Below are 21,194 nucleotides of genomic sequence, written 5' to 3' on the forward strand. Positions count from 1 at the left end.
CGCGAACAGCCGCGTCCACCGAACCCTGAGGAGCGTCATGGCGGAGCAGCACACCAAGTCCGAGCGCCTGCGCCGGCACCTCGTCGACGTGATCGACCAGGGGCTGGAGCCGCACTCGAAGCTGCCGACGGAGCGCGACCTCGCCGTGGAGTTCGAGGTCAGCCGGCTGACCGTGCGACGCGCCCTCGACCGCCTGGAGCACGAGGGGCTGGTCTACCGCGTGCAAGGCGCGGGCACCTTCGTCGCCGCTCCGCGGATCACCAAGTCGGTCGAGCTCACCTCGTTCAGCGAGGACATGCGCACCCGCGGCCTGGAGCCCGGCTCCTCGGTCCTGGTGACCGAGACGATCCCGGCCGGCGCCCGGCTCGGAGCGAAGCTGCGGGTCAGCCCCTCCGACGACGTCTTCCACATCCGGCGCGCACGCACGGCCGACGGCGAGCCGATGGCGCTGGAGGATTCGTACCTCAACCCGCGGCTCTTCCCCGGACTGATCGACAACGTCGGCGGGGAGTCGCTGTACCGCATCCTCGAGACCGAGTACGGAATGCGCATCGAGTGGGCGGAGCAGAGCGTCCACGCCAGCGTCCTGGAGCCCGAGCAGGCGGAACTGCTGGACGCCCCGCCGTTCTCGCCGGCGTTCTTCGTCTCGCGCACCAGCTACGACGCCCAGGACCGTGCGGTCGAGTACGCCGAGTCGACGTACCGGGGCGACCGGTACCACTACGAGTTCAAGATCCACCGGTCGCGCTGACCCGCGCGTCCGGCACCACCGCGGCGGCCACACCCCGCGCCGATCCCAGGAGAGCCATGCGCATCGCCCTCGTCCCCCTCGACGAACGCCCGGTCAATGTCGACCTCCCCCGCCAGGTGGCGGCGATCGCGGGGGCCGAGCTCCTGCTGCCGCCGGCGGAGGCGATGCCGGTGTTCCGCCGGCCCGCCGATGTGGCGGCGCTGCACGGCTGGCTCCGCGAGCTCGTCGCCGCGGGCGGCACCTCCCGGCTGGTCGCGTGCGTGGACACACTCGTCCACGGCGGGATCATCCCCGCCAGGATCACCTCCGACAGCACGACCACCGCCCTCGAGCGCCTCGACCTGCTGCGCGAGCTGAAGGCCGCGTCGCCCGAGCTGCGGATCACGGCGGCGTCCCTCATCATGCGCGCCAGCGATTCGTACTCCCCCGTCGAGGAGCCCGAGTACTGGAGCTCCTACGGCCGCGAGCTGCACGCCCTCGGCGGCGCCCTCCACCGGGCGCTGGAGGCGGACGTGCGGGAGGGCGAGTCAGCGGCCCGTCCGCCGGCGACCGAGGTGCCCGCCGAGGTCCGCAGCGACTTCGAGCGACGCCGGCTGCGCAATCACACGGTCAACCTGGCGGCGCTCACGCTGCACGAGGAGGGGACAGTGGAGACGCTGACGCTGACGGCCGACGACACGGCCCCCCACTCGGCCGGCTCCGCCGAGCAGGTGTGGCTTCGGCACTGGGCCCGCGCCCTGCCCCGCGGCGGCGAGGTGCTGATGTACCCGGGAGCCGACGAAGTGGGCGCCGTGCTCGTCGCACGCGCCCTCGCCGCGGCCGTCGGCGTCCCTGTCTGGCGGATCGACTGCGGCGAACCCGACGGGCTCGACCGCGTGCCGAACTTCGAGAACGCTCCCCTGCGCGACAGCCTCCGCCGCCAGATCGTCGCCTCAGGCGGCCGGGTGGCGGACCCCGGCGAGCCAGCGGAGCTCGTGGTCGTCGCGCACGCCCCCGACCCCGCCCGCGGCGACTACTTCGCCGCGCGCCCGGCCTCAGACCCCGCGGCGACCGAGGCCACCGTCTCCGCCGTCCGCGCCGCTCTCGCGGAGGGCGCGATCGTCGCGCTCGCCGACGTGCGGTTCAGCAACGGTGGCGACCCCGAACTGGTCGACCGGCTGGCGGAGGAAGGCCTCCTGCTCCGGTTGTCGTCGTACGGCGGCTGGAACACCGCCGGCAACTCGATCGGCGGAGCCGTCGCCCAGGCGACCGCGCTCTGGGCCGGCCGGGCGCTCGGCACCGCCGACGAGTCCGCGCTGCGGGAGGCGCTGCTCACCCGCATCCTCGACGACCGCGCCTATCAGAGCGGGACGCGCCTCGCGATGCACGAGGCCGAGTTCGGCGGACGCATCGGTCCCGTCGACGCCGCGAGCCAGGAGGCCGCCACCGCACGGATCACCCGGGAGCTGCGGGCGTACCTGGCGGGGATCCTGCCGGCGGGCGAGGAGTGGGAGCTCGCCGAGGTCAGGCTGCCGTGGCAGCGCAGCTTCGAGATCGGACTGACACTGCAACAGCGGTAATGGTCATCACCATTACCAGCACATCCCCGCAATTTAAAGAAAGTCGTTGCCTCTCACTCCTTAAATGGTGTACTCCATTAACTGCCTCGGCGCTGCCGCCGAGACGTCATCGCACAACGAAGGAGTAGGCATGAGTCATCGCACCTGGCGTCGCATCGCCGCCGCGGTCGTGGGAGCGGCCCTCGCGGCCGCGCTCGCCATCCCCGCGACCGAAGCCGTCGCCACACCGACCTGCACCACCACCCCGCGCATCGACGGCAGCTTCATCCAGCCGGCCCTCGTCGACGGCTGGACCTCCACCCAGCTCACCTCCGAGTTCACCACCCTCACCAACGCGTGCATCACGAGCCAGGTGCTGCAGTGGACGGCCGACACCAAGGCGTCGACGACCGTCTACCCGAGCGGCCTCAGCGGGTACACGCAGAGCACCTCGACCGATGTCGTCTCGCGCGTGCTCACCGCGGCCGACAGTGCCGGCGTCTCCGAATACCTCGGCCTGCAGACCAACGACGACTGGTGGAACACCTACGCGAACAACACCACCTGGCTGAACAGCGAGGCCACGAAGGCCAATGCGCTCGCCGACGACCTCACCGCCAAGTACGGCACGCACACGTCGTTCGCTGGCTGGTACCTCCCGTTCGAGGTCGACAACTGGAACTTCACGTCGACCGCCTCGTGGAGCGCGATGGCGACCTTCTACACGACGATCGCCAACCACCTGCACGCCCTCACACCGGGCAAGCCGGTGATCATCAGCCCGTTCTTCAACACCTCGGGCGGCCAGACCAGCAGCCAGTGGACCACGATGTGGTCGAGCATCCTCGCCTCGGCGCCGATCGACGTGATCGCGCTGCAGGACGGGATCGGCGCGGGACACGCGACCAACGCCCAGCTGCCGACCTGGTTCGCGGCCACGGCGAGCGCGATCTCCAGCGGGCGACCGGCGACGAAGCTCTGGGCCGACAGCGAGACGTTCAACCCCGACTTCACGCCCATGTCGATCGGTCAGCTGGTCTCGGACCTGAACGCGGTGGCACCGTACGTCAGCAAGACGCTGTCGTTCTCGTACGACCACTACCAGAGCCCGCTCGTCGTGCCGGCGGTCTACGACACGACGTACCGGAACTACCTCTCGACGGGCACCGTGGAGACGTCGGCCCCGACCACGCCGACCGGCCTGACCGCGACCGCAGGCGGGGTGAGCTCCATCACCCTGAACTGGACCGCGTCGACGGACAACATCGGCGTCGCCGGCTACCGCCTGTACCGTGGCGGCTCCCTCGTCAAGGTGATCCAGGGCGCGGTCACGACTTTCACCGACGCTGGCCTCACCCCGTCGACGGCGTACAGCTACACGCTGGCGGCCTTCGACGCCGCCGGAAACCTGTCGGCGCAGAGCTCCACGGCGAGCGCGACCACCTCGGCCGCACCGACCCCGAACCCGCTGATCTCGGTGGGCAAGGCGTACACGGCGTCGGCGGCGGCGGACCCGAGCTACCCGGACACGGGCGGGACCGAGCTGACGAACGGGGTCACGGCCTCCACGAGCTACGCCGACGCGGCCTGGCAGGGACGCAACACCGGAAGCCCGTACAGCTTCACGATCGACCTGGGGGCGACGAAGACGATCACCCAGGTGTCGACGTCCTGGCTGCAGACGAAGTCGCTGTACATCTTCCTGCCGTCGAGCATCCAGGTCTCGGTGTCGACGACCGGCTCGACCTACACGCCCCTGGTGACGATGCCGGCGCCGAACGTCAGCGACGCCGACCAGCGGTACACGTACGCGGCGTACTCGCTGTCGGGAACGGGCCGCTACGTGCGGTTCACGGTGACTCCCGCGAGCAGCGCCTGGTCGTTCGTCGACGAGGCGAGCGTGCGCGGGCTGTAGGCGGCGCTCCTCGTGCCGGCGTCTTCCCTTCGTGGGCGATGCCGGCACGGGAGCCCGGCGGGCGGCTCGACTGAGGCCGCGGAGGAGGGACCCTCTCCCGATGTCGTCAGGCGGACGCGGTCGGCGGCGTCTGGGCCTCCGTCGCGGGCGGCACGACGTGCGCGTGGATCTGGGACGTCAGTTCGCGGATCTGCTCGGAGAGATCACGGATCGTCTTCGTGAGCTCCGTGTTCTCGACGAGCAGTTGCTCCTGGTCGTTGTAGTCGCGATCGGCCTTGGCCTGCTGGAAGGCGGCCTGCCGGTTCTGCCCGATCATGACGAACGTCGACAGGAAGATCGCCTCCAGCGACACGATGAGCGTCAGCGTCGGCCACGGGTTCTTCTCCAGCCACAGCATCCAGACCGTGAACAGGGCGATGTGGATGTACACGAACGCCATGGAGCCGGCGAAGGCTGTGATCCCGTCCGCGATGCGCAGCTGCAGGCTCGCCGCGCGGTGCTCCGCCTGCGCGAGAACCGCAGGATGCAGACGCGCCGGATCGGCGTTCTTCAACAGCCGCGACGGCCTGATGTATTGGCCGTGCGACCGTGCCTTCGTCGCACCGGGTGCCGCCGTCGTCGTGGTCATATCGTCCTCCGCCCGGCAGGCGCATCCTGCCACGGCGTGAGAGTACCCCGATCTGGCGCGGGAACGCGGGTGATCCCGCCGTGCCCCGTCGAGGATTCTCCCGCCGCGGGCCGCCGCTCCGCATCACCCTAGCGGGGCGTACGGGCACGAGCGTCCGGAAGCGGCGGGAAGGCAGCGTGCGGTTCCGACTGATACCAGTACGCGACCGAGAAGATGTCGTCGGTGCGCTCGAAGAGGCCCTTGTCCCAGACGCCGATCTGCTGCACGGTGGCGCGGAAGTCGCGTTCGAACCAGACCGGGTCCGGCAGGTGCCAGCGGTAGACCGCGTGCATGGGCGCCGTCGATTGGATGAAGGTGGCGGCCCGCGTCTCGTCCCGGGTGCTGAAGAACGGGTAACCGCAGTAGGGAGCACTGAACATGAGCGGCACCGGCTCCGGGTCCTTCCGGAGGTCGTCCTGGAAGGCCCAGGCTCCGCCCGCGTAGTCTTCGAGGCCGGTGCTGCACAGGGTGGGGAGGTCGGTGTCGCCGTCGACGAAGTACTTCACCTCGCCCTCGCCCCACCAGTAGCGGGACAGTGCGGCCAGGCCGATGTATGTCCCAAGGTAGCGCCCGCGGCCGGTCACGCCGTCCAGGATGACGTGGTCCTCGCCGGGCTTCGTGCTGGCGTTCGATCGACGCCACTGCGCGTGGAAGTACGGCGTCCCGTCGGGCACGGCGTCGCCGACGGTGTAGTCGATCTGGAAGAAGACGTGATCGATGGCCGCGCCGTGCTCGCTGTCGAGGACGATGCGGGCGCCGCGCCGGAAGGGCATCGGGATGTACGAGTTCATGCCTCCCGTGGGAGCGACCACGATCGGCTCCGACGTCACGAGGGCCCGCGCCGCGAAGCCGTTGCAGAAGAAGTCGCCGAGCGGCGCCTCCACGGACGGCTCCCGCTCGCCGTCCCAGTACATGCGCAGCACCACGTCGCGCAGGACGAACGGCCCGCCGTCCGTGCGGTCCGGCACGGTGATCCAGATGTGGCGGATGACACCGGGGCCCTCGATGTCCGCCAGCGTCAAGCTGCCGCCCTCGGGCAGAGGCAGATACGCGCTGCCCTTCCGGCCCGGCCCGAGGTGCGAGCTCGCCGCGGCGGCGCGGCCGGGCTCTCCGGTGGGGTTCTCGGCGTTGATGGACCGGGAGCTCACGCCGGCAGCGGCGACCAGGTCGGTCAGGGTGGGAAGCACGTTTCTCCTTGGTTTCTGGTGGTGGGTCACTTGACCGAGCCGACGGTCACGCCGCGGCTCAGGGTGCGCTGGAAGATGATGAAGAACACGAGGGTCGGCAGCAGCGAGAGCAGCGAGCCGGCGTTCAGCGAGGTGACGTCGATGGAGTTCTGCCCCTGCAGCGTGGCCAGGGCGATCGGGACGGTCTGCACCGACTGGTCCGAGAGCAGGATCAGCGGGATGTAGAACTCGTTCCACGTCCAGACGAAGAAGAACACCATCAGCACGGAGAGCGTCGGCCGCATGACCGGGTACACCACGGACCAGAGGATGCGCCAGCGACCCGCCCCGTCGAGTGCGGCCGCCTCGAGCAGGGAGGGCGGAAGAGTGGAGATCACGCTGGAGAGCAGGTACGTGCCGAAGGCGGCCTGCAGCACCGTGAAGACGATGATCACGCTCCACACCGTGTTGAACGTTCCCGTCGCCTGCGCGCCGTAGAACAGCGGATAGATCAGCGCCTCCTGGGGAAGCATGGTCGCCAGCAGGAAGACCGCCAGCAGGGCTGTGCTCCCCCGCACCCTTCCGATCCCGATCGCGTAGGCGCTCAGCAGTGAGACGACGGTGCCGAGGAGCGCGACCAGGGTCGAGATGACGACCGAGTTCCAGAGCGCCCTCAGGAAGTCGACCCGGTCGAGATAGTCCTGGAACGACTGGAGGCTCCACGTGGTCGGGAGGGCCAGCGGGCCGTGCGCCGAATAGTCGCCGCCGGTCTTGAAGGCGTTGAGGACGAGCAGCGCGAGCGGGGCCAGCATGACGAGGGCGACGGCCACGGCCGCGGCCAGGATGACCCAGCGCACCGGGCGGCCCCGTCGTCGTCTCCTGCCGGCAGGCCGGCCACCATGCATATTCCGGGGGCTCACCGTCCGGTCGGATGGCGCCGCGGTCGCGGTCATGCGGCCGCCTCCTCTCGTGCGTTCCGTCGCTGGAGCCAGAGCATGACGCCCGCGACGAGGAAGATCACGATCGACATGGCGGTCGCGATCGCGGACCCGTAGCCGACCCTGGAGAGCTCGAAGAAGTTCCGGTAGGAGTAGTACGACGGCACGACGGTGGAGCCCTCCGGGCCGCCGCCGGTCAGGATGAGCACGGGGGCGAACACCTTCAGTGCACCGACCGTCGCGGTGATGACCACGACGAACACCTCGGGGCGGATCTGCGGGACGGTGATGGCGCGGAACCGTCGCCACCAGCCGGCCCCGTCGAGCGCCGCCGCCTCGTACAGCTCGGGGTCCACTCGCTGGAGCGCCGCCATGAAGATCACGACGGGATAGCCGAGCTGCAACCAGATGAGCATGAGCATCACCGCGTAGATCGCGATGTCCGGATCCCCGAGCCAGTCCGGCGGAGCGCTCACCCCGACGGTCTCGAGGATGCTGTTGAGCAAGCCGTTCTGCGTGGCGAGGACCCAGCTCCAGATGAACCCGGCGACGGCGATCGGCAGGATCTGGGGCAGGTAGTAGGTCGCCCGCAGGAAGGCGGCCGCCTTGCCTCCGAACTCGCGGCCGATGTAGTCGAACAGCATCGCAGCGAGCAGCAGCCCGAGCAGGGTCGGGACGACCACGATGCCGACGATCATGAAGATCGTGTTCGTGAAGGCGAGCCAGAACTGGGCGTCGTGGATCAGGTCGATGTAGTTCTGGAGGCCGTTCCAGCGCATCGGGGCGATGCCGCCCTTCCAGCGGAAGAGGCTGATGAACACGTTCACCGCGAACGGCAGCAGCACGATCAGGATCGTGCCGGCGATCATCGGGATCAGATAGGGCCAGTAGCCGGTGGTTCGTGTCCGAGCGCGGCGGGCAGGACGGGCGGGGGGTGCGGCAGTCGTCATGTGCGTGGTCTCCGGGTCGTACGGGACCGGACGCGGGAGGCGCCGGGTGACGCCTCCCGCCGACCGGTCAGCCCTGGTCGGTCGCCTTCTTGCCGTCGTCGTAGAACTTCTGCAGCTTGGCGAGGTACTCGTCGGCCGTCTCGTTCCTGTTCGACATCGCGGCCATGTTGGTCTGGATGAAGTCCAGGAATCCGGGAACCGGGTAGTCCGGGTAGAACGTGAGGGTGTCCGCCTTGACGATCTCGTCGAACCGCTCGGTGTAGGCCCGCGTGACCGGGTCGGTGATCTTCGACGAGTCGCCGGCCAGCGGGAGTCCGCCGAGCTCGCCGATCCTGTTCTGCACCTCGGGGCTCAGGGTCGTGTCGATCCAGTCGTACGCCAGATCCTTGTTCTTCGCCTTGGCCGGGACGCCCCACAGGTGCCCGGAGGAGCCCATCGACAGGTTCGCGCCCGGCAGCGTGAAGTACCCCCACTGGAAGTCCTTCTGGTCTTTCACGCGGGAGAAGACGCCGTTGTTCCAGATCAGCATGCCCGTCTTCCCGCTGAGGAAGTTGACGTTCGCCTGCTCGTAGGTGAGGCCGGCGAGGTCGGAGCCGAGGTAGCCCTTGTCGATCCAGTCCTGGAACTGCTGCGTGCCCTTCTTCCAGGGATCCGACGAGAAGTCGACCTTGCCCTTGAGGAACATGAAGTCGTCGATCTGCTGACGGTCCGCGTAGGCGGACACCAGCGAGTACCAGACCCACATCTGGTTGAACCCCTGGTTCGTCGAGGCGGAGGACGACACGGGCGTGATCCCGGCCGCCTGGAGCTTCTGCATGGCCGAGACGAACTCGTCCATGGTCGTCGGCTCGGCCGTGATGCCGGCCTTCGCGAACAGGTCCTTGTTGTAATAGAAGGTGACGTACTCACCGATGTTCGGGATGCCGTACCAGTCGCCGGAGCCGGCCTTGCCGTGCTCGTCGTACTTGGCGAACGACTGCATGCCTCCGGTGACCTTCTTGTCCCAGCCGTACTTCGCCACCTGGTCGTTCAGGGGCGTCAGCAGGCCCTGGCTGGCCAGCTGTCCTCCATCGGCGTTGCCCTTGTTGAACTCGACGACGTCCGGCACGGTGTTGCCGCCCAGGGTGAGCTTCGCGTTCTTGCGGACCGCGTCGAAGCTGGTCGTCTGGAAGTCGACCTTCACGCCCGGGTGCTTCTTCTTGAACAGCTCCAGCGCGAGCTGCCAGCCCTGGCCCTGGGCGGTCTTCGGGTCCTCGTACTGCAGGATCGTGAATGTCTTGCCGGCGTCGCCGCCTCCGCCGCCACTGCAGGCGACGAGAGCGGCGGTCGCGACCGCCATCGCCGCCGCTGCGGCTGCGAGACGGGCGACTCTGCGGGCGCCCGGCTTCCGGATCGATGTCATTGCGTGCTCCTTTGCATCGGATGGTGCTGGTGGACGAGGATCGACGGCGCGAGGGCAGGCTCGCGCCCCGGTTCCTCCGGTGGGTGGTTCGGGATGGTCGGGTCGGGTCGGGTCGGTTCTGCGGCTCAGCCGCGCGACGGCGGTCCGATCGAGTTGCGCACGACCGGCGAGCAGGGCATGAGGCAGCCCTCGCGGTCCGCGGTGTCCAGGGAGCCGTCGAGACGGCCGACGAGGCGGCGGACCGCCCACTCGCCCATCTCGCGGTGCGGGAGCTGCACGGTCGTGAGGCCGGGGTCGAGCGCCTCCGCCACGAACTCCTGGTTGTCGAAGCCCGCGATCGAGAGGTCCTCCGGAACGGAGAGCCCGAGTCGGCGGGCGACGTTGTAGAAGCCCATCGCGGTCTGGTCGCTGAAGCAGAACACGGCGCTGGGGCGGTCCGGCCGATCGAGGAGCCGTCGTGCCGGGCCCTCCGCGTAGCGCGTCGCCGCGTCCTCGGCCACGACCGTCAACGAGGGGTCGACGGGGATTCCCTGGTCCTCGAGGGCCCTGCGGTAGCCGCGCTCGCGGAGCGCGGAGGCGATCGGGTACGCGGCGACATCGCAGAAGCCGATGCGCGTGTGTCCCGCGTCGACGAGCATGCGGGTGGACGAGTAGGCGCCGAGCTCCTCATCGGGCACCACATAGTCGACGGTCGGGTGCGAGTCGTCGCCCGGCCTCCCGTCCAGGATGACGACGGGCATCGTGGGCGGGACGAGCGGCACCTCGACGACCTTGTGGAAGTTGGTCGCGACGATCAGGCCCTCGATGTTGCGCTGGAGCAGGGACTGGACCGCAGGCGTCTGTACCTCGTCGTTGCCGTAGGTGTCGATGAGCATCAGCATGAATCCGCTCTCCCAGGCGGCCTGCTGGGCGCCGGCGAGCATGTGGCCGGAGAAGGGGACCGTCGCGACTCGATCGGAGACGACGCCGATCGTGCGGCTCTGCTTCGTCTTGAGCGAGCGGGCCAGCTGATTGGGTACGTAGCCGAGCTCGTCGGCGACGTCCCGGATGCGCTTGGCGACAGCGGCGTTGACCCGTCCCTCGCCGCGCCCGCTGAGGACGAGGCTGACGCTGGACACGGAGACGCCCACGTGCGATGCGATGTCCTTCATCGTCAGCATGGTGTCTCCCTCGTGGCGTCAATCGTTTGACTTCAAACGATTGACGCCACGCTAGAAGCGTCAAACGCGTTGACGCAAACTCCGTCGTCGAGAACGGGAGGATCGCCGCCGGATCGCAGCCGCGGTCAGCGGAGGAGCGCCGCGGTCGTCGGCGGCTCCGCCCCGACACGTGAAACCGTGATCGACGCCGCCCGCGATGCGATCGTCGCGGCGCGGAGCACGGCGTCGGGCTCGACGGCCGGCCACGCAGGTTCACGCAGCAGGGCCCAGAGCAGGGCCGCCATGTAGCTGTCACCGGCTCCGACGGTGTCGGCGACGGTCGTCATCGTCACCGGGACGGGCGTGGTCACCCCGCCGTGCCGCAGCAGCGAGCCCTCCGCGCCCCGGGTGACCACGACGATCGGCACCACGTCGCCGATGAGCTGGGCCGCGCCCTCCGGTGTCAGTTCGGGAAAGAGGAACTCCGCGTCCTCGTCGCTCAGCTTGACGATGTCGCACGACCGGCAGAGCTGCTCGAACCGGGAGCGGGCGGCGACCGGGTCTCCGACCAGATCGCGCCGGATGTTCGGGTCGTAGGACACGGTCGTCCCGGCGCCGCGGGACTCGACGACGGCGGTGACCTGGTCGGCGCCCGGCGCCAGGAAGGTGGCGATCGACCCGACGTGGAGGTGCGACGCCGCCGAGACCTCCACAGTGTCCGGCAGCCTCCAGAGGATGCGGAACCGGTACTCGGCGGAACCGTCCGGGTTCAGCGTGGCCGCTGCGGTGGAGGTCTCCTCCAGCGACCAGCTCTGCTCCAGCACCGCGACGTCGGCCGTATCCAACCGGTCCGCGATCGCGCGACCGCGCGCATCACGCCCGAGCGCCGTCAGCAGCGCGGTTGGGGTGCCGAGACGGCCGAGACCGAGCGCGACGTTCGCCGGCGAACCACCCGGCACCTCCTCGACCACTCCGCCTCGATCGATGATGTCGGTCAGGGCCTCGCCGACGACGAGGACGCTCCGCTCCGCGGTCACAGGGTGCTCCGCGAGGGGAGGCTCGGCGTGGCGCGGAACGCGTTCTCCGCGGTGTCGATGACCACCTGCTCCTCGGTGCCGGAGTCGAGCACGGTGTTGCCCTGGGACGCCGGGTCGACGAGAACGGTCGTGACTGCAAGCGCCCCGGAGGTCGACGTCGTCAGCAGCGCGTCCACCTGGGCCGCGAACGCCGAATCGCCCGTCGTCGCGTGCACGTCGGAGCCGACCGTGTGGTTCGTGGACACGAAGTTGCCTGAACCCTCGACCAGCCGGATGATCACCGGGGTCGCGCCGCGCGGCTCGATCGTCTGCGCGTCGACGACCTCGGAGAAGTGGTTGCCGATGACGGAGTTGCCGTCGCCGCTGATCCGGAGCACCCCGTACTCGTCGTCGCGCCCGTTGCCGACGCCCTGGAAGGGCGCCCACGGCTCGTGGTCGCGGAGCAGGTGATTCGACGCCACGAGGTTCTCCGAACTCCCGTCCGTGAGCACGACCATGCCGGGGTAGAAGGAGTGGAGGCGGTTGTTCGTGACGCTGGAGCGGGTGACACCGTGCAGTTCGACGCTGCTCCTTCCGCGGGGGAACACGTTGTTGGCGGTGATCAGCAGACCACCGTGGTTCTCGGCGAAGATCGAGCACCCCGCAGGCCCCGCTCCGATGAGGTTGTCGGTGACCTTCGACGCTTGGCCCCACCCGCGGAGCTCGACACAGCTCCCGCACTCGGCGATGAAGTTGTGGTGGATGGAGAGCGCGTCGGCGTTGTGGATCTCCACCCCGTGCTCGAGGTAGACGAACCCCATGTCGCTGACCCGGAACGAGTCGTTGGCGCTCACGACCCGGATGCCGGTCTTGCCGTTCACGTAGGTGTTCTCGGGGTGCAGGTCGGAACCGTCTGCGACGAAGTGGAGACCGTCGATGCAGAAGTTCGAGAACTCCACCGAACTGATCCGCGGGCTGCCCTCCCGTTCGACCAGGAAGGCCGCGTCGGGGATCTCGACGAGGATGCGGCTCCCGCCGGGCCAGAGCTCGTGCAGGGCAGGCCACTCCTCCTCCGGGACATTGAACCGGATGCTGGAGGAGGTGAAGCCGTGCCCGCTGCCCTCGATCCGGAGGAAGCTGACGTCGATCAGCACCTGGGTGCGCAGGTGGTAGTCGCCCGGCGGGATGTGGATCACGGCGCCCGGCTTGCCACCCGATCCCCCGACACTCGCCGTCTGGCGCCGCTTGACGTCGGCGATGATCTCGTTGATCACGGCGCCGATGTCCGTCTCGGGGTCGCCGCCGGGCCACTCGGTCACGTCGTAGTGGTTGGGTCCGGTCACCGCACTCCCCGTCGTCGTCGCCCTCACGAGGTCGCGCCCGTGCTCTGCATGACGTCGCTGACCGTTCGCAGCGCCAGTCGCCCGTTCACCCAGCCGACGGGTTGCGGGTCGGTGATCTCCCCCACCCAGCCACCGTTGCTGTCGTCGTTGCGGAACGCCAGCAGCTGCCAGTCGCCCGCACGATCCTGCACCAACCGGCCGACGTAGAGCCGTTCGTCCGTGATCCGGTACGACTGATCGGTCGCGAAGGGCCCGGCGAGGGATTCAGCGGGGAACGCCCACACCCCTCCGGTGGGATCCTGCGCGCGCCGCCCGGCGGCCAGTTCGGGCGCAAGGCAGGAGAACAGGCCGACCGCCCTGCCATCGACGGTGACGGTCTGCACGACTTCGAGGTGGCCGAATCCGGCGCCCGGCTCCGACAGCGGTGGTCGAACCGTCCAGGTGGTCAGGTCGTCGGAGGTCGCGTAGCCGATCACGCCGCGGTCGTCGGCGGCTCCGTGGTCGGCGCGGGCGGTGATGAGCATGTGCCACCTCCCGTCGGCACGGAAGACCCACGGGTCGCGCCAGGCCTGGTCCGGCCACTGCCGGGTGTCCGCTGTCTCGTACCACCGCGGGTCCGGTTCGAGCACCTGGCGGTCCGGTTCCCGGTGCCAGGTGAACAGGTCGTCGGAGACCACGGAGCTGATGCGCTGCTTGATCCCGGCCTCGGCGCGGCTCACAGCCGTGTAGAACATCCGCCACGTCCCGTCGTCGCCGCGGACCACGGAGCCGGTCCACGTCGCCAGATCGTCGAACGCGGGCGAATCGTCGGGGAGGACTGCGTCGGCGTGCTCGGTCCAGTTCGTGAGGTCGATCGAGGTCGCGTGCCCGACGGTCGCCCGCCAGTGGCGCCGGTCGGGGTCAAGGAGGGCACGGGGCGCCTTCAGGAAGAAGAGGTGGTATCGGTCGCCGTCGTCGGCGATCCAGAAGTCCCATACCCAGGACGCGGCGAGACGAAGCATCGGTTGGTGCCTTTCAGTGGTTTCGTGGTGCAGCGACGGAGTCGCGGACAACGAGTGGGCAGTCGAGAAGCGTCGGTTTGTCGGCCAGGAGCTCGTAGACGGCCTCGCCGTGCAGCAGCTGGACCAGGGTCTCCACCGCCCACTGCCCCATCTCGTAGTGCGGGAGGGCGACGGTGGTGAGCCCGGGGAAGAGATTGGCCGCGATCAGCTCCTGGTTGTCGAATCCGACGATGGAGAGGTCGTCCGGGATGCTCAGACCGAGCTCCATCGCCGCGCGGTAGGCACCCATCGCCATGCGGTCGTTGTAGCAGAACAGGGCCGTCGGCCGGTCGGCGCTGTCCAGCATCCGCCGGGCGAGCCCGTAACCGGGCAGCGTCTCGGAGGGCGCGGCGGCCACGAGCGCCTCGTCGAACGGGATCCGGTTCGTCTCCAGCACCTGCCGGTACCCGGCGAAGCGGCCGTGGGTGGCGGGGACGTCGTCATCGTTGTTGAGGAAGCCGATGCGGGTGTGGCCGGCCTCGACCAGGTGACTCACGGCCGACACCGCGCCGCCCACCTCGTCCGGCACGACAGCCGGCACGATGCCGGCCCGGTCCGTCGAGTCGATCAGCACGGCGGGGACCTCGCCCAGGTTCGGGGGGAGGGAGACGCTGCGGTGGTACATCGTCGCGTACAGGACCGCGTCGACCTGCCGGTCGATCAGCGCCTGGACGTCGCCCTGATGTGTGCCGTTGCCGGCCTGCCGCTCGGTGTTGATGATCACCAGAGTGAGGTCGTGCTCCCGTGCGGCGTTCTGTGCGCCGAGGATGATCCGGCCGGCGTGCGGCGTCGTCGCGATCTCTTCGCTCAGCAGCCCGATGAGGCCGGTCCGGTTGGTGCGGAGCGCTTGCGCCGCCCGGTTCGGTCCGTAGCCGAGCGTCTTGGCCGCGTTGTGCACGCGAGCCCGGGTCTCCTCGGCCACACGCGTGTGCGGCGTGTTGTTCAGCACGTGCGACACGGTCGTCACCGACACGCCCGCCAACTCGGCGACATCCCGGATTCCGGCGCTCTTCACAGCCACGGTGCTTCCTTTCTCGAGAACGGCGCGCGGCGGTCCTGCCGCATCCGGCGGGTCACCCCTTCACCGCGCCGAGGGTGAGGCCGGCCACGATGTGCCGCTGCAGCAGAAGCGTAAGCAGGATGACGGGGATCGAGTAGACCACGGCGAGCGCCGTCATCGAGCCCCAGTCGAGCCCGAACTGCGTCTGGAAGTTCGCGATGACGATCGGCGTGGTCTGCGATCGGACCGCGGTGAGCAGCAGCGCGAACAGGAACTCGTTCCAGCTCGCGAGGAACGCGAAGATCGCCGTCACGGCGACGCCGCCCGCGGTGACCGGGATGACCACCCGCCACAGGGCGCCCAGCCGGCTGTTCCCGTCGATCTTCGCCGCCTCCTCGAGCTCGACCGGCACCGCCTCGAAGAAGCTCGACATCAGCCAGATCGACAGCGGCAACGAGATCGTCGTGTGCGCGATGGCGAGGGCCAGCGACGTGTCCGAGATGCCGAGATTTCGGAAGATCGAGATCATCGGCACACCGATGACGATCGGCGGGACCATGCGGGCGACCAGCGCGAGGACGATGAAGATCCGGCCGGTGCGCGTGCGGAAGCGGGTGACCGCGTAGGCCGCCGGGATCGCGAGCACGAGCGAGATCAGTGTGCTGAGGACCGCGGTGATGATGCTGTTGATGAACGAGGCGAGGACGCCGTCGCGCGTCAGCGCCGAGACGTAGTTGTCCACCGTCCACACCGTCGGCAGCAGTTTGGGCGGGACGGAGATCGTCTCCAGCGGCGTCTTGAACGAGGTGAACAGCATGTACAGGAACGGGAAGCCGTACAGCAGGACGACGGCGACCAGAATGATCCACAGCAGTGCGCGGGAGCTCAGTCGCCGCGCTTCCAGTCCGTTCATCGTTCCGACTCGCTTCCCGGCCGCCAGATGGTGAGGATCGCGACGAGGGCGACGGCGAGCATCGCGATCAGATAGACGGTTCCCATCGCGCTGGCGAGCCCCGGGTCGCCGAAGCGCACCATCGTGCGGTAGATCAGCAGCGAGAGCGTCTCTGTGCTCTGCTGCGGTCCTCCGTTGGTCTGGATGACGATGACGTCGAAGGCGCGGGCCGCGTCGATACCGCGCACGATCAGTGCGACCGCGATCACCGGGCGCAGGAGCGGGATGACGATGCGGAACAGGATCGTCGTGTATCGGGCGCCGTCGAGACGCGCCGCCTCGATCACATCGCCGGGGATGTTCTGCAGGCCGGCGAAGAGGACGAGGGTGATGAACGACGTGGTGAGCCAGATGTCCGGGATCGCGACGGAGAACAAGGCGATGTTCGGGTCGCTCAGCCACTGGATCTGATCGCTGGACTGGATGAGCCCGACCGACTTCAGCAGCTCGTTGACGATTCCGAAGTTGTCGATGAGCAGGAATCGCCACAGGAGGCCCGCGACGATCGGGGCGATCATCAGCGGGTACAGGAAGATCGTGCGGAAGACGCGGGACGAGTTGCCGAGCGACGTGAACAGGAGCGCGACCAGCAGGCCGAGCACGAACTCGAAAGTCACGACGATCACGGTGTAGACGATGGTCCGCCAGGCGGCGTTGCCGAAGTCGGAGCTGGTGAAGGCCGTGACATAGTTGGCGAATCCGACGAACTGGCGCGGTCCTCCTGCGATCGGGCTGATCGTGAAGAAGCTGTCGCCGACGAACTGGAGGAGCGGCCAACCGATGAAGATGGCGAGGAAGAGCCCGGCCGGCAGCATCAGCAGCGCTGCGAACCGCCGGTCGGCGGTGCGAATGGAACGTTTTCGAGGAGAGCGGGGTGGGCGGCCGGTACGGCCGTCCACCCGCTGCTCCATCACTTGACCAGCGATTGGACCTGCTCCTTTGCCGCGTTCAGCAGCGCCTGCTTGTCGGCTCCGGGCTGCAACGACTTCTGGATCATCGGGACCAGCACGGTGTCGACGATCTGCTGCCACTTGGGCGTGGCCGGCCGCGGGATGGTGGCCTGGGCGTCCAGCGTCTCCACCAGCGGCTTGTAGTTCTCGAAACCGGGCTGGTCCTGGTACTTCTCGAAGGCGGACTTGCGGGCGACCAGTCCGAGCGACGTCTTCGCACTCAGCTCGTTGTGCTCGTAGGCGAACTTCACGAAGTCGAGACCCTGCTGCTGCTTCTTACTGGCCTTCGCGACCGACAGGTACCAGGCGCCGGGCACTCCGGCCACTCCCCCGGGCCCCGCGATCATCGGCGCGACGCCGACTTTGCCGGAGACGGAGGCGTCCTTCGGGATCTGGCGGTAGGCGTGCGCCCAGAACCGCATCATCGCCGTCTTGCCCTGATTGAACAGGTTCTGCGCTCCGGCCCAGTCCAGCTGGGCAGCGCCCGCGGGGGCGTACTTCTGCAGGCCGGTGTAGAAGTCGAGGGCCTTCAGGCTGTTCTCGTCGCCGAGGGAGATCTGGCTGCCCGAGTTGTTGAGCACCATCGTCTTCTCGCCGGTCTGCGACAGCGTCGCGAGGTACTCGGTCTCGACCGCGCCCTTCACGTCGGTCCCGTACAACCCCTTGTCCGGCTGGGTGAAGAACTCGGCCGCGTCCTGGTACTGCTGCCACGTGGTCGGCGGTACGAGGTCGTAGCCGTACTTCGCCTTGAAGGCGGCCTTGTTCGCCGCGTCGCCGAAGAGGTCGGTGCGGTAGTACAGGATCTCCGAGTTGGTCCAGACGGGCATGCCGACGTAGGCGCCGCCGACGTTCGCCTCCTGGACGAGGGCGGGGAAGAGATCGTTCTTCACGTCGGAGGTGAAGAGCGTGTCCAGCGGCGTGACGGCGTCCTTGAAGGCCGGGAGCCAGATGGAGTCGAGCGCTGCGACGTCGAACGAGACGGTTCCGGAGGTGAACTCGCTGTTGAGGCGGTTGTAGAGCCCGTCATAGGGCAGCTCGACGAAAGTCACCTTCGTGCCGGTGTCCTTCTTGTAGAGATCGGCGATCGGCTGGAGCTCGGCGTGGCCTCCGGCCTCGACCAGCACGGTGATGGATTTGTCCGACGAGGAACCGTCCCCGCCGCCGACGCCGCACCCGGCGAGGGTGAGCGCGACCGCGGTGCCGACTGCTGCGGCGGCCGCGAACTTCTTACGAAGCATCGTTACTCCGAATCTGCTGTGCAGCGGATGGCTGCGTGATTGAGGATACTTATGCCAAGACGTTTTGGCAAAACGTCTTGGCACCACGGTAAGTAGAGCCGCAGCGGACCGTCAACTGCCAAAACGCGCCAAAATGCCAAAACTTGCCAAAGTGCCCGGCCCGGCGCTCGACCAGAATCACTCGATCGATTGGGCCTTCGAAGCGCACTCGTGACGAAGCCCCGACAGAATCTGACGGACGATCGGATCGCGGACACCGGCGAGCGCCGCATCGAGCTCGAGTGAGAATTCACCGTACTCGTCCGCTTCGTGGAGAAGTCCCGCCATCGCCTCGGCGTGGGCGCGGACGATCTCGGGATCGTCCGCGGACGTGGCCCCGGCCAGCAACTCGGCTCTCAACCTTCCTCGCTCCCCTTTTGTAGCGGGCAGCGCGCGAACCGCCTTGGCGAGACCGCGTGGGTCCTGCCATGGTCCCGGATGGCTCAGCGCGTCGATCAGCAGGTCCGCTGCTTCTCTGCGCACGACCGGGTCCTGCGTCAGCGCCGCGACGGTATCGGTGAGCCGGTCGGTTTCGGAGCGGCTGTCGATTGTGGCTCGGACCGCCTTGTTCACGAACGAGAGCAGGACCAGGTAGTTCGACAGAGCCCATCGCGCCGAAAGCAGGGCGGCCTGAGGCCGGACAACGCCAAACGTGATTCGGGCGTGGTTGATCAGCGACTGATGTTCCGGAGTCCAGTCGCCCGGCTCGGACAGCGCGGCCAGTGTCAACAGGTAGCCCTCCGGCCGCTCGAGCGCGGCACGGATGTCGTCCCCGCCGGCCCCACGGAGGAGCTCCTCGAACAAGACTCCCTTGTGCTCCTGGTTGGTCGATCGCTCGCCGCTCGGCTGGTCGGATCACCACACCCTGTACGAACGAGTCGTCACGCGGGCGTCCCCCCGCGTCTCGTGTCTGCGCCCGAAAAGTGGACCAGGCCCAGCCCCTCAAGAGTTCCTCGCAGTATGCGATGTCGGGTTGCCCGTCCGGACCCGGCGCATCGCCGCTCCACGAGCCCAGCAACAGTCTCGCGGCCAGACGCCGATACAGGTCGCGCGCGCTCTGAGGGAGAGCGGGAGCACCTCTATCGGCACCCTGCGCCAGCAGGCAGTAGAAAGTCAGGAAGAGAGGGAGCACCACGTCCCCGACGAGGTCTCGGCGCCGCGCCAGTTCCCGCAGAAGAGCGTCGGCACGCCACTCCTCGTCGGGTTCTGCGAACCAGGCGCGGATGAAAGAGATCACGTCCGTGGGGTAGCGAAGCCCCCGCAGTGTGATCTCCCGTGGCGATCGCCTGACCAGCGCGCGCTTCGCGGCGTGCGCCCACGCCGCGGGGCGGCTCGAGATCACGACCCTCCAGCGAAGCGGCAGACCGGAGAGTTCTTGTAGCCGCGCAGCTTGATCCTTGACGTCCGCTGCTTCATCCAGCGAGTCGACCATGACGACCACTCGCGACAGCGAAGCAAGCAGCGACACCTCCAGGCGCTCGCGCATATCTCGATCAGCCAGCGGAGTGAAGCCGAGTCCGGAGGCGAACGACGAAGCGACGAGCGACTCCGTCGTGTCTCCCGGGGTGTCCGCCCAGCGCTGCCACGTCGTGAGAAGCGGTATTTCAATCCCGGTGGTGCTTCCCCCGCGTTCCAGCTCGTCGAGCGCTTCCTGTGCCGCTCGTCTGGCCAACATCCGCAGATACCAGGTCTTGCCCGAGCCGGGCTCCCCCAGGATCACCAACATCGATTCGCGGGAGATGTCTTCGGCTCGCCGGTGCATGCCCGGCGACTTGTCGTCCGTCGACCTTCGAGGTGTTTCGTCGAACCGCAAGGCCCGCTCGATCGCCGATGCCCTCAGGTCTGCTCGCCAGTATGAAGTATCCCAGTCGGCGATCCGACCCCGGAGGTACCGGATGATGTCCCCGCGCGTGGCTTGCGCATTCGCCAGTTCGTCGAATCGCTTCTGCAGCGACAGGAACAACGAGATCGAGGTCTCGTTCTTCGCGCGCAACTGTGCGATCAAGACATCGTAGGTCTCCTGCACCGCTCGAGTCGCCAGCACCTGGACACTATCGATCTCCCAATACCGGTCCGCCGGCTTCGCGGCTTCGAGTACAGCGCTCGACACGCGGTCCGCGTCGAAGTCGAGGTCGGCGATCGCGCCGAAGTCGAGCCCGAACTCGCGCACCATGTCCTCCGCCATGCTCAGCCCGGCTGCGAGCTCGTCGTGGGAGATCTTCTCGCCTCCCGCCCACGCGTCCAGAGCGGCGGCCACTCGCTTCCGGACCTCGCGAGCCTGCTCCCTCTCCTCGAAGTAGGCTTGGGTGTACTTGGCCCCTTCGGAGAGCGCCGTACGAGCGAACAGCGCGGGGCCGCCCAATGCGGATAACGCAACCTGCGCCAACGAGCCGGCGAGTTCGCTCCGCTTCGACACTGCCGCCCCCCCTTCGAGCCCTCGTGGCTCCATTCTCGCGCCGACGCGCTCACAGTAGTCGTACTGCGAGAGGCGGTCTACGAGATCAGTCGGGGAAGGGCGACGTACTGACTTCGAAGGCTCGCCACCAGGCTTCCGCGATGAGCGCATGGCCGCGAGGCGTGGGATGCACCCCGTCCTCTGCCAGGGCGGTCGCTCCGACCTCGGCGGCCGCCGCGTCGAAGACGGAGTGCAGCGGGATCAGCGGCGAACCGAAGCGCTCCGCGAGCTCGACCACGACGGCGATCTTCTCGTCCAGGTCTTCAGAGCGCCATCTGCGCTGATCCGGCGCGACCGGCACGAGGAACGGGGTGGCCACGAGGATGCGGCCGACGCCGGCGGCCGTCGCCGAGCCGAGGATCTCCTCGTACCCCCGGGCGAACTCGGCCGACGATGTCGGATCGTCACTGTCGTACCGGCGCCAGGTGTCGTTGATGCCGACCAGCACGGTGAGGACATCCGGGCGAGAGGCGACGACGTCGCACGACCAACGGGCTCGCAGATCGACCACCCTGTCGCCGCTCACTCCGGCATTGGAGACATCCAGCCGAGAGCCGAGGTCCCTGTCGCGGTCGCGGATCATGCGCACGTAGCCGGCGCCGAGGTCCGGCTCCACTCCGCTGGAGTAGCCCGCATCGGTGATGCTGTCGCCGATGAAGACTGCGCGTAAACGCCTCTGGTCGCCCACCTCGAGC

The 21,194-nt window shown here is 68.4% G+C and carries 18 protein-coding genes and 1 pseudogene; 3 read left to right on the top strand and 16 right to left on the bottom strand.

Annotated features, from left to right (window positions below; genetic code table 11):
• Positions 1–37 precede the first annotated feature (37 nt).
• The 3 genes from KNO15_RS13675 to KNO15_RS13685 all read left to right on the top strand — a co-directional run bounded on the left by KNO15_RS13675 (position 38) and on the right by KNO15_RS13685 (position 4,204).
• Positions 38–751 (top strand): GntR family transcriptional regulator, encoded by a 714-nt coding sequence (locus tag KNO15_RS13675; RefSeq protein ID WP_241704288.1) that lies wholly within the window; start codon positions 38–40, stop codon positions 749–751.
• 56 nt (positions 752–807) lie between these two features.
• Positions 808–2,310 carry a DUF4127 family protein gene (locus tag KNO15_RS13680; RefSeq protein ID WP_241704289.1) on the top strand — a complete coding sequence of 501 codons (1,503 nt, stop codon included), beginning with the start codon at positions 808–810 and terminating at the stop codon, positions 2,308–2,310.
• 130 nt (positions 2,311–2,440) lie between these two features.
• Positions 2,441–4,204: a DUF4434 domain-containing protein gene (locus tag KNO15_RS13685; RefSeq protein ID WP_241704290.1), complete on the top strand. Its 1,764-nt coding sequence runs from the start codon at positions 2,441–2,443 to the stop codon at positions 4,202–4,204.
• A gap of 106 nt (positions 4,205–4,310) precedes the next feature.
• On the opposite strand, the gene KNO15_RS13690 is transcribed toward KNO15_RS13685, so the two are convergent.
• The 16 genes and pseudogenes from KNO15_RS13690 to KNO15_RS13760 all read right to left on the bottom strand — a co-directional run bounded on the left by KNO15_RS13690 (position 4,311) and on the right by KNO15_RS13760 (position 21,187).
• A complete protein-coding gene (locus tag KNO15_RS13690; RefSeq protein ID WP_241704291.1) occupies positions 4,311–4,832 on the bottom strand; it encodes a DUF1003 domain-containing protein in 522 nt (173 codons plus the stop codon).
• A 128-nt stretch (positions 4,833–4,960) separates the two neighbouring features.
• On the bottom strand, positions 4,961–6,058 hold the full coding sequence (locus tag KNO15_RS13695) for a glycoside hydrolase family 172 protein (RefSeq protein ID WP_241704292.1): 1,098 nt from the start codon (positions 6,056–6,058) through the stop codon (positions 4,961–4,963).
• Positions 6,059–6,084: 26 nt separating this feature from the next.
• A complete protein-coding gene (locus tag KNO15_RS13700) occupies positions 6,085–6,990 on the bottom strand; it encodes a carbohydrate ABC transporter permease (protein ID WP_374113169.1) in 906 nt (301 codons plus the stop codon).
• Positions 6,987–7,844 carry a carbohydrate ABC transporter permease gene (locus tag KNO15_RS13705; protein ID WP_241704678.1) on the bottom strand — a complete coding sequence of 286 codons (858 nt, stop codon included), beginning with the start codon at positions 7,842–7,844 and terminating at the stop codon, positions 6,987–6,989. Before KNO15_RS13705 ends, KNO15_RS13700 begins: the two co-directional genes overlap by 4 nt.
• A 148-nt stretch (positions 7,845–7,992) precedes the next feature.
• Positions 7,993–9,327, bottom strand: coding sequence for an ABC transporter substrate-binding protein (locus KNO15_RS13710; RefSeq protein WP_241704294.1), 1,335 nt, complete (start codon positions 9,325–9,327; stop codon positions 7,993–7,995).
• A gap of 125 nt (positions 9,328–9,452) precedes the next feature.
• On the bottom strand, positions 9,453–10,478 hold the full coding sequence (locus KNO15_RS13715; protein WP_241704295.1) for a LacI family DNA-binding transcriptional regulator: 1,026 nt from the start codon (positions 10,476–10,478) through the stop codon (positions 9,453–9,455).
• A gap of 134 nt (positions 10,479–10,612) precedes the next feature.
• The gene (locus KNO15_RS13720) at positions 10,613–11,503 is read right to left on the bottom strand and encodes a carbohydrate kinase family protein (RefSeq protein ID WP_241704296.1); all 891 of its coding nucleotides are present in this window, start codon (positions 11,501–11,503) and stop codon (positions 10,613–10,615) included.
• Positions 11,500–12,825, bottom strand: coding sequence for a NosD domain-containing protein (locus KNO15_RS13725; protein WP_241704297.1), 1,326 nt, complete (start codon positions 12,823–12,825; stop codon positions 11,500–11,502). Before KNO15_RS13725 ends, KNO15_RS13720 begins: the two co-directional genes overlap by 4 nt.
• Before the next feature lie 23 nt (positions 12,826–12,848).
• Positions 12,849–13,826, bottom strand: coding sequence for a glycosyl hydrolase family 32 (locus KNO15_RS13730; RefSeq protein WP_241704298.1), 978 nt, complete (start codon positions 13,824–13,826; stop codon positions 12,849–12,851).
• Positions 13,827–13,839: 13 nt separating this feature from the next.
• Positions 13,840–14,886 (bottom strand): LacI family DNA-binding transcriptional regulator, encoded by a 1,047-nt coding sequence (locus KNO15_RS13735; protein WP_241704299.1) that lies wholly within the window; start codon positions 14,884–14,886, stop codon positions 13,840–13,842.
• A 52-nt stretch (positions 14,887–14,938) separates the two neighbouring features.
• Positions 14,939–15,778 carry a carbohydrate ABC transporter permease gene (locus KNO15_RS13740; RefSeq protein ID WP_241704300.1) on the bottom strand — a complete coding sequence of 280 codons (840 nt, stop codon included), beginning with the start codon at positions 15,776–15,778 and terminating at the stop codon, positions 14,939–14,941.
• Complete coding sequence (locus KNO15_RS13745; protein WP_241704679.1) at positions 15,775–16,668, bottom strand: carbohydrate ABC transporter permease; 894 nt, start codon at positions 16,666–16,668, stop codon at positions 15,775–15,777. The genes KNO15_RS13740 and KNO15_RS13745 overlap by 4 nt, the downstream gene beginning before the upstream one ends.
• A 59-nt stretch (positions 16,669–16,727) precedes the next feature.
• Positions 16,728–18,005, bottom strand: a complete 1,278-nt coding sequence (locus KNO15_RS13750; RefSeq protein ID WP_241704301.1) for an extracellular solute-binding protein — start codon at positions 18,003–18,005, stop codon at positions 16,728–16,730.
• Positions 18,006–18,182: 177 nt separating this feature from the next.
• On the bottom strand, positions 18,183–18,848 hold the full coding sequence (locus KNO15_RS13755) for a hypothetical protein (RefSeq protein WP_241704302.1): 666 nt from the start codon (positions 18,846–18,848) through the stop codon (positions 18,183–18,185).
• Positions 18,849–19,260: 412 nt separating this feature from the next.
• A pseudogene (locus KNO15_RS23510) lies at positions 19,261–20,610 on the bottom strand (AAA family ATPase); the annotation flags it as partial.
• A complete protein-coding gene (locus KNO15_RS13760) occupies positions 20,546–21,187 on the bottom strand; it encodes an SGNH/GDSL hydrolase family protein (RefSeq protein WP_241704303.1) in 642 nt (213 codons plus the stop codon). The gene KNO15_RS13760 and the pseudogene KNO15_RS23510, both read right to left, overlap by 65 nt.
• Positions 21,188–21,194 lie beyond the last annotated feature (7 nt).

It is taken from the genome of Leifsonia shinshuensis (genome assembly GCF_022606355.1).
In the GTDB taxonomy this organism is placed as follows: domain Bacteria; phylum Actinomycetota; class Actinomycetes; order Actinomycetales; family Microbacteriaceae; genus Leifsonia; species Leifsonia shinshuensis_B.